The organism is Kitasatospora sp. NPDC087271 (assembly GCF_044744605.1).
In the GTDB taxonomy this organism is placed as follows: Bacteria; Actinomycetota; Actinomycetes; order Streptomycetales; family Streptomycetaceae; genus Kitasatospora.
Map to the genome: position 1 here is coordinate 58700 of NZ_JBIUYQ010000016.1, position 14256 is coordinate 72955.

At 73.0% G+C, this 14256-nt stretch carries 17 protein-coding genes; 6 read left to right on the forward strand and 11 right to left on the reverse strand.

The genetic code is table 11. The features are described from left to right. Positions 1-128 precede the first annotated feature (128 nt). From ACIO9K_RS25020 to ACIO9K_RS25030, 3 genes are all read left to right on the forward strand, one after another. The gene (locus tag ACIO9K_RS25020) at positions 129-809 is read left to right on the forward strand and encodes an ATP-binding protein (RefSeq protein WP_400333259.1); all 681 of its coding nucleotides are present in this window, start codon (positions 129-131) and stop codon (positions 807-809) included. Between the two features lie 302 nt (positions 810-1111). Then, positions 1112-1489, forward strand: coding sequence for a hypothetical protein (locus ACIO9K_RS25025; RefSeq protein ID WP_400333262.1), 378 nt, complete (start codon positions 1112-1114; stop codon positions 1487-1489). 132 nt (positions 1490-1621) lie between these two features. Then, positions 1622-2407 carry a VOC family protein gene (locus ACIO9K_RS25030; protein ID WP_363582822.1) on the forward strand — a complete coding sequence of 262 codons (786 nt, stop codon included), beginning with the start codon at positions 1622-1624 and terminating at the stop codon, positions 2405-2407. A gap of 60 nt (positions 2408-2467) precedes the next feature. On the opposite strand, the gene hisF is transcribed toward ACIO9K_RS25030, so the two are convergent. The 8 genes from hisF to hisD all read right to left on the reverse strand — a co-directional run bounded on the left by hisF (position 2468) and on the right by hisD (position 8298). Then, positions 2468-3238, reverse strand: coding sequence for an imidazole glycerol phosphate synthase subunit HisF (hisF, locus tag ACIO9K_RS25035; protein WP_400333266.1), 771 nt, complete (start codon positions 3236-3238; stop codon positions 2468-2470). Further along, positions 3235-3666, reverse strand: a complete 432-nt coding sequence (locus ACIO9K_RS25040) for a RidA family protein (RefSeq protein ID WP_363618919.1) — start codon at positions 3664-3666, stop codon at positions 3235-3237. The genes hisF and ACIO9K_RS25040 overlap by 4 nt, the downstream gene beginning before the upstream one ends. Then, complete coding sequence (priA, locus tag ACIO9K_RS25045) at positions 3663-4388, reverse strand: bifunctional 1-(5-phosphoribosyl)-5-((5-phosphoribosylamino)methylideneamino)imidazole-4-carboxamide isomerase/phosphoribosylanthranilate isomerase PriA (protein WP_363368516.1); 726 nt, start codon at positions 4386-4388, stop codon at positions 3663-3665. Before priA ends, ACIO9K_RS25040 begins: the two co-directional genes overlap by 4 nt. A gap of 19 nt (positions 4389-4407) precedes the next feature. Beyond that, the gene (gene hisH / locus ACIO9K_RS25050; protein ID WP_063347181.1) at positions 4408-5043 is read right to left on the reverse strand and encodes an imidazole glycerol phosphate synthase subunit HisH; all 636 of its coding nucleotides are present in this window, start codon (positions 5041-5043) and stop codon (positions 4408-4410) included. A gap of 30 nt (positions 5044-5073) precedes the next feature. After that, the gene (locus tag ACIO9K_RS25055; protein WP_350885740.1) at positions 5074-5226 is read right to left on the reverse strand and encodes a hypothetical protein; all 153 of its coding nucleotides are present in this window, start codon (positions 5224-5226) and stop codon (positions 5074-5076) included. Beyond that, a complete protein-coding gene (gene hisB / locus ACIO9K_RS25060) occupies positions 5223-5816 on the reverse strand; it encodes an imidazoleglycerol-phosphate dehydratase HisB (protein ID WP_063347182.1) in 594 nt (197 codons plus the stop codon). The genes ACIO9K_RS25055 and hisB overlap by 4 nt, the downstream gene beginning before the upstream one ends. Before the next feature lie 5 nt (positions 5817-5821). Further along, on the reverse strand, positions 5822-6922 hold the full coding sequence (locus tag ACIO9K_RS25065) for a histidinol-phosphate transaminase (protein ID WP_350885744.1): 1101 nt from the start codon (positions 6920-6922) through the stop codon (positions 5822-5824). A 68-nt stretch (positions 6923-6990) separates the two neighbouring features. Next, positions 6991-8298 (reverse strand): histidinol dehydrogenase, encoded by a 1308-nt coding sequence (gene hisD / locus ACIO9K_RS25070; protein WP_063347184.1) that lies wholly within the window; start codon positions 8296-8298, stop codon positions 6991-6993. Positions 8299-8389: 91 nt separating this feature from the next. Here hisD and ACIO9K_RS25075 point away from each other — a divergent pair, with 91 nt between their 5' ends. From ACIO9K_RS25075 to ybaK, 3 genes are all read left to right on the forward strand, one after another. Beyond that, entirely contained in the window at positions 8390-9967 is a 1578-nt protein-coding gene (locus tag ACIO9K_RS25075) for an oxidoreductase (protein WP_400333272.1), read from the forward strand. A gap of 94 nt (positions 9968-10061) precedes the next feature. Continuing rightward, on the forward strand, positions 10062-10790 hold the full coding sequence (locus ACIO9K_RS25080; protein ID WP_380423259.1) for an LON peptidase substrate-binding domain-containing protein: 729 nt from the start codon (positions 10062-10064) through the stop codon (positions 10788-10790). Positions 10791-10867: 77 nt separating this feature from the next. Further along, positions 10868-11362, forward strand: coding sequence for a Cys-tRNA(Pro) deacylase (gene ybaK, locus ACIO9K_RS25085; RefSeq protein ID WP_063347187.1), 495 nt, complete (start codon positions 10868-10870; stop codon positions 11360-11362). A 64-nt stretch (positions 11363-11426) separates the two neighbouring features. Here the strand turns inward: ybaK and ACIO9K_RS25090 are convergent, their stop codons facing one another. The 3 genes from ACIO9K_RS25090 to ACIO9K_RS25100 all read right to left on the reverse strand — a co-directional run bounded on the left by ACIO9K_RS25090 (position 11427) and on the right by ACIO9K_RS25100 (position 14209). Continuing rightward, positions 11427-12266, reverse strand: a complete 840-nt coding sequence (locus tag ACIO9K_RS25090; protein ID WP_363618915.1) for a hypothetical protein — start codon at positions 12264-12266, stop codon at positions 11427-11429. 132 nt (positions 12267-12398) lie between these two features. Continuing rightward, on the reverse strand, positions 12399-13214 hold the full coding sequence (locus ACIO9K_RS25095; protein ID WP_363618914.1) for an ABC transporter permease: 816 nt from the start codon (positions 13212-13214) through the stop codon (positions 12399-12401). Continuing rightward, on the reverse strand, positions 13211-14209 hold the full coding sequence (locus ACIO9K_RS25100) for an ABC transporter ATP-binding protein (RefSeq protein WP_400333276.1): 999 nt from the start codon (positions 14207-14209) through the stop codon (positions 13211-13213). The genes ACIO9K_RS25095 and ACIO9K_RS25100 overlap by 4 nt, the downstream gene beginning before the upstream one ends. Positions 14210-14256: the final 47 nt, after the last annotated feature.

Below are 14256 nucleotides of genomic sequence, written 5' to 3' on the forward strand. Positions count from 1 at the left end.
ATCGTGCTGTTGGGCCGGTTCACTGGATTCGAGCCTGCCAGGGCCATTGAGTCCTGTCGCTCCGAAGGTCGAACCACCGTGCGGCTGCTCATCGCCGCGCCGATCAACGCCCCAGTCCGGGAGGGCTGATGAACACCGACGACTGCGCTGTACTCCCGATGCCGAAGTCCCAAGAGGTGCAACCGACCACGGCTGCGGTGAAATTCGCCCGGCTCTGGGTGGTGCATGTGGCTCGGTCCTGGCCGGAACTCCTCTCCGAGAAGTCGCTGCGGGACATGGAGTTGTGCGCCGACGAGCTGCTGGCCAACGCCGTTGAGCACACCGGAAAGCGCTGCCGCGTCACGGTCCGGTGGACCGGAGTCCGCCTCCGGGTCGAGGTCGCGGACAGGAGTCCGCAGCCGCCGGTGAGGAGCACGGCGGACGACATGGCCACCGGCGGCCGTGGCCTGCTCCTGGTGGAGGCGCTGGCCTACTCCTGGGGCTGGTACCCGGCGGAGGAGGGCAAGGTGGTCTGGTTCGAGGCGGCGCCCGACCAACTCGCGACGGGGGACTCGCGGCTCGCCGTACCAGCCCTTCCGGCTCATGTTCACGCCCGGACGGAAGTCGCGATGACCGCTCCTTCCGCCTCGTCTCGTTACGAGATCCGCCTGATCGACTCCCGAAGCCCCCACTTCTTCCTGCTGGAGTGCTGGGGGATCTACGACCGCGAACAGCACGAGTACCTGCGCGCTCCGGGTTCCTCGGACCGGATCAGGCGCTTCTACACCGTGTCGGCCGCTGACGCGTACCTGCGCCGCTCCGACACCTGACGACCTGACGACCTGACGACCTGACTGCCAGGCAAACAGCTTTGGCTGGCTTCCGCCCTGGTGAGGCCAGCCAGGGCATCCCCGAGGGCTCAGGCGCCCTCGGGGAACCGCCGCCACTCGCGGCGCTTCTCCGAATTGCTCAGCAGAGGAGGGAAAGTGCACAGCCTCATCGCCAGTCCATTCTTGGACGAGTACCTGTTGGTGCGCCCCGGTAGCTGATGGTCGACGCCCTCAGCCGGCTCGGCCGTACCCCGTGTCCCCCGATCGAGCTACGCCGGGCCGAGCAGCGATGGGCCGCCTACGTGGACGACCCCGAGGTGCTGTCCCGGTTCGCCGGTAGTTCCCTGTTGCACACCGATCTGAACAACGAGAACGTGTTGATTCCCGGGGGCCATGCGCTGCTGGTCGACTGGGCGTGGGCCACCCGGGGAGCGCCCTGGATCGAATCGGCCCTGTGGGTGATCTGGTTGATCGCTGCGGGCGGTCACAGCCCGGCTGGGGCGGAAGCGTGGGCCGCCAGGGTCCCTGCGTGGCGGGCCGGCGATCCGGCGGTGGTGGACGTCTTCGCGCAGGCTCAGGCCCGGATGTGGGCCGAGATCGCCGGAGACGATCCGGACCCGTGGACCGATGGCCTGAACCGGGCAGCTCAGCTGTGGGCCCGTTTCCGGGGGCGCGGCTGAGGGCTCCCGGCCGCGCTCCCCGGCTGCGGATGTCAGTGGGCGGGTGCAGACTCGCAGAGGGCCGGGGAGGGTGCGTGCGCGCGCCCGACGGAACCGGCCTGGTCACGTCTTCCGTCGAAGGGGCACCACCTCATGCTCACCACCGACTTTCCGGCCGGCGCGCCCTGCTGGATCGACCTCGGCAGCCCGGACATCCCCGCCACGGCCGAGTTCTACGGCAAGGTCTTCGGCTGGACGTTCCGGTCCGGCGGCCCGGAGGCGGGCGGCTACGGCTTCTTCCAGTTGAACGGCAGGACGGTCGGCGCCGTCGGCCCGCTCGACGAGGGTGACCAGCCGACCTGGACGACGTACTTCCGTACGGCCGACGTGAACGCCACCGCGCAGGCCGCCGAGCAGGCGGGCGGTTCGGTCCTGGTCCCGCCGATGGACGTCATGGGCGAGGGGTGGTTCGCCCAGTTCGCCGACCCGCAGGGGGCCAGGTTCGCGGTCTGGCAGCCGGGCACGACCACCGGCCTGGACGTGGTGTCGGAGGACGGCGCGCTGGTCTGGTCCGAGCTGCACACTTCGGACCAGAGCGCCGGGTTCGGCTTCTACCAGGCGCTGTTCGGCTGGCGGGTGGAGAAGTTCGAGCCGGCTCCGGGCATGGACTACCGGGTGATCTCGACCTCCGAGGGCGACCAACAGGCCACGGCCTTCGGCGGCATCGCCCCGACCATGTCCCCGCAGGAGCCCTCCGCCTGGACGCCGTACTTCGCCGCCGGCGACGTGGACGCGCTGATCGCGAAGGCGAAGGCGGCCGGCGGCACGGTGGTGATGGGGCCCGAGGACGTGCCGAACGTCGGCCGGATCGCCTGGATCGTGGACCCGCACGGCACGCCGTTCGCGCTGATCAAGGGCGAGCCCCGCGAACAGTCCTGAGCACGCGAGAGGGCCCGCTGCGCCGGTGCGCAGCGGGCCCTCTCGCGGCAGTACGGACGGTCACCGCACCGGGTGCCCGGCCTCCCGCAGCGCGTCCTTGACCTGCCCGATCCGCAGGTCCCCGAAGTGGAAGACGCTCGCGGCGAGCACCGCGTCCGCACCCGCTTCGACGGCCGGCGCGAAGTCCGCGAGCTTGCCGGCGCCGCCGGAGGCGATGACGGGCACGGAGACGGCCTTGCGGACGGCCCGGATCATCTCCAGGTCGTACCCGTCCTTGGTGCCGTCGGCGTCCATCGAGTTGAGCAGGATCTCGCCGGCGCCGAGTTCGGCCGCGCGCCCGGCCCATTCGACGGCGTCGAGGCCGGTGCCCTTGCGCCCGCCGTGGGTGGTCACCTCGTAGCCGGACGCGGTCTCGGTGCCGGGAGCGCAGCGCCGGGCGTCCACGGACAGCACCAGGACCTGCCGCCCGAACCGCTGGGCGATCTCGCGGACCAGTTCCGGCCGGGCGATGGCGGCGGTGTTGACGCCGACCTTGTCGGCGCCGGCCCGCAGCAGCTTGTCGACGTCCTCGACGGCGCGGATGCCGCCGCCGACGGTGAGCGGGATGAAGACCTGTTCGGCGGTGCGGCGGACCACGTCGTAGGTGGTTTCCCGGTCGCCGGAGGAGGCGGTGATATCGAGGAAGGTCAACTCGTCGGCGCCCTCGGCATCGTAGAGCTTGGCCATCTCGACCGGGTCTCCGGCGTCGCGCAGGTTCTGGAAGTTGACGCCCTTGACCACCCGCCCGGCGTCGACGTCCAGGCAGGGGATGACACGTACGGCGAGGGTCACGGCTGGTTGCCTTCCAGGGTCTTTGCCAGCCCGGCACGATAGGCGTCGAGCTCGACCTCGACCATCATCCGGGAGTCGATCAGCCCGTCGACCACCACCATGGTGGCCACCGGGCGGGCGGCGTCGAAGAGTTGGTGGTGGGCGCGGCCCACCTCGTCGGCGTCGCGGGCGTGGGTGATGTACATCCGGGTGCGGACCACGTCGTCCGCCGTCAGACCGTACGCGGCGAGGGCGTTGAGCCCGACGCCGAACGCGGCGAGGGTCTGCCGGTAGGGGTCTCCCTCGTGCTCGATCCGGCCGTTCACCCAGGCGGTGGAGCCGGCCACGTGCACGTGGTCTCCCGCGGCGACCGCCCGCGAGTAGCCGAACTGGTCCTCCCAGGGGGAGAATCCGCCGACCCTGCCACGCACGATCCGACGTTCCGTCATCCTGAAACCGCCTCCAGGGCCTCTTCGAGGGTGAACTTCTGCTCGTAGAGTGCCTTGCCCACGATGGCGCCCTCGACACCCTCACCGACCAGGCCGGCGATGGCGCGCAGGTCGTCGAGCGAGGAGACGCCGCCGGAGGCGACGACGGGGCGGTCGGTGGCGGCGCAGACGTCGCGCAGCAGCTGCAGGTTGGGGCCGGTCAGGGTGCCGTCCCGGTTGACGTCGGTGACGACGTAGCGGGCGCAGCCCTCCTGGTTGAGCCGCTCCAGCACCTCGAAGAGCTGGCCGCCGTCGCGGGTCCAGCCGCGGCCGCGCAGGGTGGTGCCGACGACGTCCAGGCCGACGGCGATCTTGTCGCCGTGCTCGGCGATGGCCTTGGCGACCCACTCGGGGGCTTCCAGGGCGGCGGTGCCGAGGTTGACCCGGGTGCAGCCGGTGGCGAGCGCGTTGGCGAGCGACTCGTCGTCGCGGATGCCGCCGGACAGCTCGACCTTGATGTCGAGGCGGCCGGTGACCTCGCGCAGCAGCTCGTAGTTGGTGCCGGTGCCGAAGGCGGCGTCGAGGTCGACCAGGTGCAGCCACTCGGCGCCGGCGTTCTGCCAGGCGAGGGCGGCGGCGAGGGGTTCGCCGAAGGAGGTCTCGGTGCCGGACGCGCCCTTGACCAGGCGGACTGCCTGGCCGTCCCGGACGTCGACGGCGGGAAGCAGTTCGAGGCGGCTCATAGTCACAACTCTTCCAAGCTCAGAGGGTGTTGACCCAGTTGGTCAGGAGGGCGGCGCCGGCGTCGCCGGACTTCTCGGGGTGGAACTGGGTGGCCCAGAGCGGGCCGTTCTCGATGGCGGCGACGAAGGGCTGCCCGTGGGTGGCCCAGGTGACGAGCGGGGCGTGGATCCGTGCGCTGTGGGTCTCCAGCTCCCAGTGCCGCACGCCGTAGGAGTGCACGAAGTAGAAGCGGCTCTGCGGGTCGAGGCCGGCGAACATCCGGCTGCCCTCGGGCACGTCCACGGTGTTCCAGCCCATGTGCGGGATGACGGGGGCGTCCAGCGGCTCGACGACGCCGGGCCACTCGTCGCAGCCGGCCGTCTCCACGCCGTGCTCGACCCCCTTCTCGAAGAGGATCTGCATGCCGACGCAGATGCCCATGACGGGGCGGCCTCCGGCGAGCCGGCGGCCGATGATCCAGTCGCCCCGGACGGACTTCAGGCCGCGCATGCAGGCCTCGAAGGCGCCGACGCCGGGGACGAGCAGGCCGTCCGCGTTCATCGCGGTGTCGTAGTCGGAGGTGACGGTGACGTCCGCCCCGGTCCGTTCGAGCGCGCGCTGCGCGGAGCGGAGGTTGCCCGACCCGTAGTCGAGGACGACGACGTTCTTGCCCATGTTCAGGTGTCCAGTCTCTCTACTGCGGGTCTAGAGGCGCATGATGCCGGAGGCCAGGCACATGACCGAGCCGAACGCGAGCACCAGGATGACGCCCTTGGGCAGCTTCTGCTTCCAGAACGAGATCACGCCGCCGGCCAGGAAGAGGCCGACGAAGATGAGGGCGAGGGCCGCCTTGCTCACAGTGCACCCTTGGTCGAGGGGAGGATTCCGGCCGCGCGCGGGTCGCGCTCGGCGGCGTAGCGCAGGGCTCGGGCCAGCGCCTTGAACTGGCATTCCACGATGTGGTGGGCGTTGCGCCCGTACGGCACGTGGACGTGCAGGGCGACCTGCGCCTGGGCCACGAAGGACTCCAGGATGTGCCGGGTCATCGTGGTGTCGTACGAGCCGATCATCGGCGCCATGTGCTCGGGCTCGGTGTGCACCAGGTACGGCCGGCCGGAGAGGTCCACGGTGACCTGGGCGAGCGACTCGTCCAGCGGCACCGTGCAGTTGCCGAAGCGGTAGATGCCGACCTTGTCGCCGAGCGCCTGCTTGAAGGCGGCGCCGAGCGCGAGGGCGGTGTCCTCGATGGTGTGGTGGGTGTCGATGTGCAGGTCGCCGTCGGTCTTGACGGTGAGGTCGAAGAGACCGTGGCGGCCGAGCTGGTCGAGCATGTGGTCGTAGAACCCGACGCCCGTGGAGATGTCGGTCTTCCCGGTGCCGTCGAGGTCGATCTCGACCAGGACCGCGGTCTCCTTGGTGGTGCGTTCGACGCGTCCGATGCGGGACATACGGGTTACAGCTCCTTGATCACTGTGCGGACGGCGTCCAGGAAGGCGTCGTTCTCTGCGGGCGTGCCGGCGGTGACGCGCAGCCACCCGGGGACGCCGTTGTCACGGACCAGGACGCCCTGGTCGAGGATGGCCTGCCAGACGGCGTGGGTGTCGGCGAAGCGGCCGAACTGGACGAAGTTGGCGTCCGAGTCGGTGACCTCCAGGCCGAGCCCGCGCAGCGCGTCGACCAGCCGGTCGCGCTCCTCCTTGAGCCGGCCGACGTACCCGAGCAGGGTGTCGGTGTGCTCCAGGCAGGCCAGCGCGGTGGCCTGGGTGACGGACGACAGGTGGTACGGCAGGCGGACCAGCTGCACCGCGTCCACCACGGCCGGGTCGGCGGCCAGGTAGCCCAGGCGCAGCCCGGCCGCGCCGAAGGCCTTGGACATGGTGCGGGAGACCACCAGGTTGGGGCGGCCCTCGATGAGCGGCAGCAGCGAGGCCCGGTGCGAGAACTCGACGTAGGCCTCGTCGACGACGACCAGGCTGGGCCCGGCGGCCTGCGCGGCCTCGTAGAGCCGCAGCACGGTGTCGGCGGCGACGGCGGTGCCGGTCGGGTTGTTCGGCGAGCAGATGAAGACCACGTTCGGCCGGTGCTCGGCGATCGCGCCGAGGGCGGCGTCCAGGTCGATGGTGAAGTCGTCGCGCCGCGGGCCGGAGATCCACTCGGTGCCGGTGCCCCGGGAGATCAGCGCGTGCATCGAGTAGGAGGGCTCGAAGCCGAGCGCGCTGCGGCCGGGGCCGCCGAAGGTCTGCAGCAGCTGCTGGAGCACCTCGTTGGAGCCGTTGGCGGCCCAGACCTGCTGCCGGGTGACGGCGAAGCCGGTGGTCCGGCCGAGGTAGGCGGCGAGGCCTTCGCGCAGTTCGACGGCGTCCCGGTCGGGGTAGCGGTTGAGGTTGCGGGCGGCCTCGGCGACGCGCTCGGCGATCCGGGCGACCAGCTCCTCGGGGAGCGGGTACGGGTTCTCGTTGGTGTTCAGCTGGACGGGCACGTCCAGCTGCGGCGCGCCGTACGGGGACTGGCCGCGCAGCTCGTCGCGGATGGGGAGGTCGTCGATCCGGGTCACCCGAGTCGCACCAGCCACCGGAGTCGCACCAGCCTCAGAAGTAACAGGAGTCACAGGATTCACAGCAGTCACGATCCCGGCACCGTCCAGTCGAAGCGCGCCTTGATCGCGTCGCCGTGCCCGGGCAGGTCCTCCGCGTTGGCGAGGTTGACCACGTGCGCGGCGACGTCCGCGAGCGCGTCCCGGTCGTACTCGACGACCTGGACGCCGCGCAGGAAGGTCTGCACGGACAGGCCGGAGGAGTGGCAGGCGCAGCCGCCGGTGGGCAGCACGTGGTTGGAGCCGGCCGCGTAGTCGCCCAGCGAGACCGGCGTCCAGCGGCCGATGAAGACGGCGCCCGCGTTGACGACCTTGGCGGCCGCCGCGTGCGGGTCCCGGGTCTGGATCTCCAGGTGCTCGGCCGCGTAGGCGTTGACCACGGCGAGGCCCTGCTCCAGGTCGTCGACCAGGATGATCCCGGACTGCCGGCCGCCCAGCGCCTCGGCGACCCGCTCGCTGTGCTTGGTCCTGGCGACCTGGACGGCGAGTTCCGCCTCGACCGCGTCGGCCAGCGCCGGCGAGTCGGTGACGAGCACCGAGCCGGAGGTCGGTCCGTGCTCGGCCTGGCTGATCAGGTCGGCGGCCACGTCGGAGGGCAGCGCGCTGTCGTCGGCGAGGACGGCGATCTCGGTCGGACCGGCCTCCGAGTCGATGCCGATCCGGCCGGCGAAGAAGCGCTTGGCAGCGGCCACGTAGATGTTGCCGGGGCCGGTGACCATGTTGACCGGCGCGCACTCCTCGGTGCCCAGCGCGAACATCGCCACGGCCTGGGCGCCCCCGACGGAGTACACCTCGTCCACGCCGAGCAGCGCGCAGGCCGCCAGGATGGTCGGGTGGACGCGGCCGTCGAACTCCTTCTGCGGCGGCGAGGTGACGGCGATGCCCTGGACGCCCGCCTCCTGGGCCGGCACCACGTTCATCACCACGGAGGACGGGTAGACCGCCAGCCCGCCCGGCACGTACAGGCCGACGCGCTCCACGGGCACCCAGCGCTGGGTGACGGTGCCGCCCGGCACCACCCGGGTGGTGTGCTCGGTGCGGCGCTGGTCGGCGTGCACGGCGCGGGCCCGGCGGATCGACTCCTCCAGCGCGGCCCGCACCTTCGGGTCCAGCGTCTCCAGGGCCTCGGTCAGCTGCTCGGCCGGGACGCGGGTCGACTCCAGCCGGACGCCGTCGAAGCGCTCGGTGATCTCGATCACGGCCGCGACCCCGCGATGGCGTACGTCCTCGGCGATCGGCCGCACCTTCTCCAGGGCGGCCGCCACGTCGAACTCGGCACGGGGCAGCAGGTCACGCGGGTCGTCCAGCGAGCCGCGGAGGTCGATTCGAGAGATCACGCCACCCAGTGTAAGGAGTGGCCGGAACCCCTGGTCCCGCATTTCAGTCCGTGATACGAAAGGCGAGACGACCGGGGGGACGGGGAAAACCATGCTGGAGCACGCCCCGGAGGGCTGGACCGACACGGAGCGTGAGCTCTGGGAGGCCTTCCGTCGCGGCAACGTCTTCGACCGGCGCAGTGGCGACGCCGCCTCCGACGACCCCTTCGGGGACGCCGTCTGGGGCCCCGGGCGGACCGTCCGGGCCCGGGTCCTCGCCCATCTGCTGCTGGCCGGCCCGGCCGCCACCACCGGGCGGGTCGCCTCGCTGCGGCTCAACGGCGTGCTGGTCACCGGCGCGCTCAACCTGGCCGGCGGCGCCATCGGCCACTACGTCGAGCTCCGCGAGTGCCGTTTCGAGCGCAAGATCCTCATCTCGGAGGCCTCGGCCTCGACGCTGCGCTTCGTCACCTGCCTGATCCCCCGCCTGGAGGCCTCCCGGCTCACCACCACCGGCGACCTCCACCTGGCCCGCTGCCGGATACCCGAGGGCGTACGGCTCACCGACGCCAAGGTCGGCACCGACCTGCTGCTCAACCAGACCGTCCTGGGCGGCGACCGCTACGGCCGCGCGCTGTCCGCCGACGGCCTGGCCGTCCACCAGGACTTCGAGGCCGAACGCGTGGACGTGGAGGGCGAGTTGAGCCTCCGTACGGCCCGGATAGGCGGGCGGCTGTCGCTGCGCGGCGCCCAGCTGCGCGCCGTCCCGCAGAACCGCACCTGCCTCAACGCCGTCCGGCTCACCGTCGGCCACACCCTCTACCTGACCAGCTCCGCCGACGGCGGCTGGTTCGGCTCCCGCAGCTACTACGGCTCCGGCTACGGCCAGAACCCGCCGCCCGGCGCCCCCAGCACCCCGTTCCGCGCCTTCGGCCGGGTCCGGCTCTCCGACGCCCGCTTCGAGAGCGCCTGCCTGATCTCCGGCGAGTTCCACCTGGAGGGTGACGACGAGCTCTCGCTGCGCCGCATCCACACCCCCGAGCTGCGGTTCACCTGCCGGGTCCGCCCCACCGGCACCGTCTCGCTCTCCCGCGCCCGGGTCGGCAACCTCGTCGACAGCCCGGACGCCTGGCCGCGCGGCCGCCACCTGGGCCTGACCGGCTTCGTCTACGAGGTGCTGCGCCCGGTCGGGCCCTTCAGCGTCCAGCAGCGGATCGCCTGGCTGGAGGGCTCCTCGGTGGACTTCCAGCCCGAGTCCTACGAGCAGCTCGCCGCCGCCCTGCGCCGCGACGGCGCCGACGACGACGCCCGCGAGGTGCTGTACGCCAAGCAGCGCCGCCGCCACCGGATCCTCCCGCTGCCCGCCCGGATCTGGGGCCGGGTCCAGGACGCCACCGTCGGCTACGGCTACCGCCCCGGCCGGGCCGGCCTGTGGCTGCTGCTCGCCTGGGCCCTGGGGAGCGTGTGGTTCGCCACCCACCCGCTGGAGCCGCTGAAGGCCGACGAGCACCCGCACTGGAACCCGGTGCTGTACACGTTCAGCCAGCTCGTCCCGGTCGTCGAGCTCGGCCAGCAGGGATGGAACCCCGGGGGCCTCAGCCAGTACGTCTCCGCCGGGCTGGTGATCGTCGGCTGGCTGCTCGCCACCACCGTCGTGGCCGGCGCCACCCGCATGCTGCAACGGGGCTGACCGCCCCCAGGGCCGCCCCGAGGACCGTCCTGGGGCCCGCCCTCGGGCACAACCCCGACGCGCCGCGACCGCGCGGGGAACTACGCTGTCCGCCGTGACAGAACGGCTGCCGCTCTTCCCGCTGAACAACGTGCTCTACCCGGGCCTCGTGCTGCCCCTGAACGTCTTCGAGGAGCGTTACCGCCGTCTCGTCGCCGACCTGCTCCAACTACCGGCCGACACACCGCGCCGCTTCGGCGTGCTCGCCATCAAGGACGGCCGCGAGGTCTCCCCGGTCCGCCCCGACGAGGGCCCGGCCGGGCCGCTCGACGGCCTCGGCACCGCCACCGGGGACCCGCTGGAGGCGATGTTCCACATCGGCTGCGTCGCCGACGTCGCCTCCGTCCAGGAGCAGCCCGACGGCCGCTACGAGCTGCTGGTCACCGGCACCACGCGGTTCCGGCTCCGCTCGGCGGACGTCTCCGGCCCGTACCTGACCGGCGAGGCCGAACTCGTCGAGGAACAGCCCGGCGAGGGCTCCGGCGCCCTCGCCGCCGAGGTCGAGCGGGCCTTCCGGGTCTACCAGAAGCGCCTCGCCGGGGCCCGCGAGGCCAGCACCGTCGGGCGCCAGGAGCTCCCGGACGACCCGCAGGTGCTCTCCTACCTGGTCGCCGCCGCCTCGGTGTTCGAGACCCCGGTCAAGCAGCAGCTGCTGGCCTGCCCCGACACCGCCCAGCGGCTGCGCACCGAACTCGACCTGCTGCGCCGCGAGAGCTCCGTGCTCAGCTGGCTGCCGTCGCTGCCCGCCGTCGACCTCACCCGCCAGTCGTTCAGCCCCAACTGATCCGGAAAACCCGCACGTAGTCCGGGACACCCGCACGTAAGTCCGGGGGAACCCGCACGGCGAAGAAGGAGCCCCACATGGCGAAGAAGCCGAAGAAGGGCGGGCAGGGCACCCCCGCTACCGTCGCCCTGGAGACCGCCGCCGTCCCGTTCACCGTGCACGCCTACGAGCACGACCCGGCCGCCGCCTCCTACGGCGGCGAGGCCGCCGAGGTCCTGGGCGTCGCCGCCGAGCGGGTCTTCAAGACCCTGGTCGCCGACGTGGACGGCGTGCTCACCGTCGGCGTGGTCCCGGTCGCCGGGCAGCTCGACCTCAAGGCCCTCGCCGCCGCCGTCGGCGGCAAGCGCGCCGCCATGGCCGACCCGGCCGCCGCCGAGCGCAGCAGCGGCTACGTCCTCGGCGGCATCTCCCCGCTCGGCCAGCGCCGCCCGCTGCGGACCGTGGTCGACGCCAGCGCGCTCACCCACCCCACCGTCTACGTCTCCGGCGGGCGCCGCGGCCTGGAGGTCGAACTCGCCCCGGCCGACCTGGTCACCCTGACCGGTGCCCGCACCGCACCGATCGCCCGCTGACCCCGGCTGACCCCCGCCGCCCCGGCCGACGGGCCCACCCGCGGGTGGGCCCGGGCCCACGCGGTCAGCCCTGCCCGCGCTCCCCCGGCCGCGCGGCGTCCTCCGGCCGAGCGCCGTCGTTCGGCCGCGCAGCGCCGTCCGGCCGAGCGCCGTCGTCCGCCCGCACGGCGTCCTGCGGCCGCGCAGCGCCGTCCGCAGGGGCCTGCGGCACGGCCGCCCCGTACGGCCCGGCCCAGTACGGCGGCGGGTCCTCCTCGCGCTTGCCGAACGCCGCCGACAGCGCCAGCAGCACCACCATCGCCGCCATCGGCCACACCAGCAGCGCCCCCAGCGCACCGAGGTCGATGCTCGCGTCGAAGTGCCCGCCGTTGCCGACCCGCCGGGCTTCGGCGATCAGGTCGTTGCTGGGGCCGAGCCACCGCCCGAGCCGCCAGGCACCGACCGAGCCGAGCAGTCCGCCGACCACCAGTCCGAGCGCGACCGCGATGCCGCCGCCGCGCTGCCGGGTGGCCAGGAAGGCCCCGAGCGCGGTCAGCAGGCCGGCGCCGAGCGCGATCAGGGCGAAGACCGCGTCGGCCCCCGCCCGCTGCTCGCCCTCGGGGTCGGCGTAGAGGATGCGGTCGCCGTCGACGACCAGCGGCACCTTGGGCGCGAGCCAGACCCACAGTCCCGCCATCACCAGTCCGACCGCAATGCAGGCCAGTACCGTGCCCGCGCCGAGCCGCAGCTCGGGCAGCAGCCGCTCCTTGAGCGTGGGGCCCGGCGACTGCGCGACCGCCAGGCCGTCCGGCGGCGGGGTCCCGGCGTCGGGGGCGGGCGGCGGCGCGTACGGATCGGGGGTGATGTCCGGCACCGCGTCCGCGGCGGCGCGGGTGGGGTCCGGAGGCGTGTTCGGTACGGTCACGGACCCCATCGTTTCACGATCGCGGCCGGGACGAGCCGTCGCCCGTACCTGGCGGAACCTGAACCCCGCACCTCGCGGAGCCCGAGCCCCGCACCTCGCGGAGCCGGACCCCGGGACACGCCGGGACACCCCCTACCGGGAGACGGCCCGCCGGTAGGCCCAGGTGGCGATCGCCAGCGACACCACGCCGACGCCCGCGCAGACGGCGAGGTCGCCCGCGATCAGCGCCCAGTCCGGGTCGGGTTCGAAGGTCCGGGCGAAGGCCTCGACGCCGTACGTGGAGGGCAGCAGGTCGCGCAGCCACAGGGCGGGCTGCGGGAGGTGGTCGACGGGCAGCACGCCGAGCAGCAGGGCCGCCGACATGCCGAGCTGCCCGAGCATGGTGGCGATCTCCTGGCGGGGCGCGAGCAGCCCGCAGGCGGCCCCGAGCCCGGACAGGGCGGCTCCGGCGAGCGGGACGACGGCCAGCAGCACCCACAGCTGCCCGAGCGGCAGCCCGAACATCACGGCGCCGAAGGCCGCGGTGAGGACCGTCCCGGGCAGCGTGAACGAGGCGTAGGCGCCGGCCGCGCCGAGCACCACGGAGGCGGCGGGTACGGGCAGCGTCGCGTAGTGGTCGAGTCCGCCGGTGGCCCGCAGCTTCCCGAAGTACTGGGCGAGCAGGTTGAGGGCGACGAACGCCACCACCAGCACGCTGGACCCGGCGACCACGGACCGCGCGGCCGAGGTCTGCCCGGCGTCCACCACGCCCCGCATCATCACGAGGATGCCGACGGACTGGAAGGTGGCGACGAACAGCAGCGGGATCCGCGCCACCCGGGCCCGGGCGAGCTGGGCCCGGTAGACGGCGGCGAGGGCGGGCAGCAGCCGGGCCGCGGGGGCGAGCGGGGCGGGGGTGCCGCCGGTCGCGGGGGCGGCGGCCTGCGGCGGCACCGAGAGCAGCGTCACTTGGCCAGTCCTCCGTGGCGGCCCCCGAGCTTGAGGTAGGCGTCCTCAAGGCTCGGGGTGGCGAGGGTGAAGTCGTCGAGGGCGGCGAAGGCCGGGCCGGTGGTGACGGCGGCGACCAGTTCGCGGGCCTGTTCGGGGGTGGTGCGGACGGTCCAGCGGCGGCCGGTGCGTTCGGCCCGTTCGGCGAGTTCGGCGACGGCGGGGACGGCGAGCGGCGCCTCGTCCCGCCAGACCAGGTCGAGCCGGACGTCGCCGTCGACGAGTGCCTTGAGTCCGCCGGGGGTGTCGCAGGCGATGACCCGCCCGTCGTCGATGACGGCGACCCGGTCGAGCACGGTCTCGGCCTCGATGACGTTGTGGGTGACCAGCAGGACGGTGGCGCCGCGTTCGGTGCGGCGCCGGTCGACGGCGGTCCAGACGGCCCGCCGGGCGACGGGGTCCATGCCGGTGGTGGGTTCGTCGAGGACGAGCAGCGGCCGTTCCCCGACGAGGGCGGCGGCGACGCAGGCGAGCCGGCGCTGACCGCCGGAGAGCTTGGCGAGCGGCCGCTGGGCGAGGGGTTCGAGCCCGAGTTCGGCGAGGACGTCGGCGGCTTCGGCGCGGGCCCGGGCCCGGGTGAGGCCGCGCAGCCGTCCGGTGGTCTCGGCGGCGAGCGCGACGGTCAGCTCGTCGAGGGCGCTGGATTCCTGGCCGAGGTAGCCGAGCAGCCGGGCGGCCCGTTCGGGGTGGCGGACGATGTCGTGGCCGAGGAGTTCGACGGATCCGGAGTCCGGCCGCAGCAGGCCGGTGAGCTGGCGGACGAGGGTGGACTTGCCGGCCCCGTTGGGTCCGAGCAGTCCGAAGATCTCGCCCTGGCGGACGGTGAGGCTGATTCCGTCGTTGGCCCGGATCTCGGTGGCGCCGGCTCCGCGCCCGGTGCGATAGGTCCTCACGAGGTCGCGCACGGCGACGCACGGCGGGGTGTTCTGGGGTGCTCGCCCTGCCGACTCGTTCACGACCGAAGACTTTACGCGTTCGCACGGGCGAACCGGACAAGGGGGCC

Bases quoted from the DNA above. Each gene is read 5' to 3' on its own strand.
- ACIO9K_RS25020 (WP_400333259.1), top strand. From the start codon at position 129: ATGAACACCGACGACTGCGCTGTACTCCCGATGCCGAAGTCCCAAGAG.
- ACIO9K_RS25030 (WP_363582822.1), top strand. From the start codon at position 1,622: ATGCTCACCACCGACTTTCCGGCCGGCGCGCCCTGCTGGATCGACCTC.
- ACIO9K_RS25040 (WP_363618919.1), bottom strand. From the start codon at position 3,666: ATGACGGAACGTCGGATCGTGCGTGGCAGGGTCGGCGGATTCTCCCCC.
- priA (WP_363368516.1), bottom strand. From the start codon at position 4,388: ATGAGCCGCCTCGAACTGCTTCCCGCCGTCGACGTCCGGGACGGCCAG.
- hisH (WP_063347181.1), bottom strand. From the start codon at position 5,043: ATGGGCAAGAACGTCGTCGTCCTCGACTACGGGTCGGGCAACCTCCGC.
- hisB (WP_063347182.1), bottom strand. From the start codon at position 5,816: ATGTCCCGCATCGGACGCGTCGAACGCACCACCAAGGAGACCGCGGTC.
- ACIO9K_RS25075 (WP_400333272.1), top strand. From the start codon at position 8,390: ATGCTGGAGCACGCCCCGGAGGGCTGGACCGACACGGAGCGTGAGCTC.
- ybaK (WP_063347187.1), top strand. From the start codon at position 10,868: ATGGCGAAGAAGCCGAAGAAGGGCGGGCAGGGCACCCCCGCTACCGTC.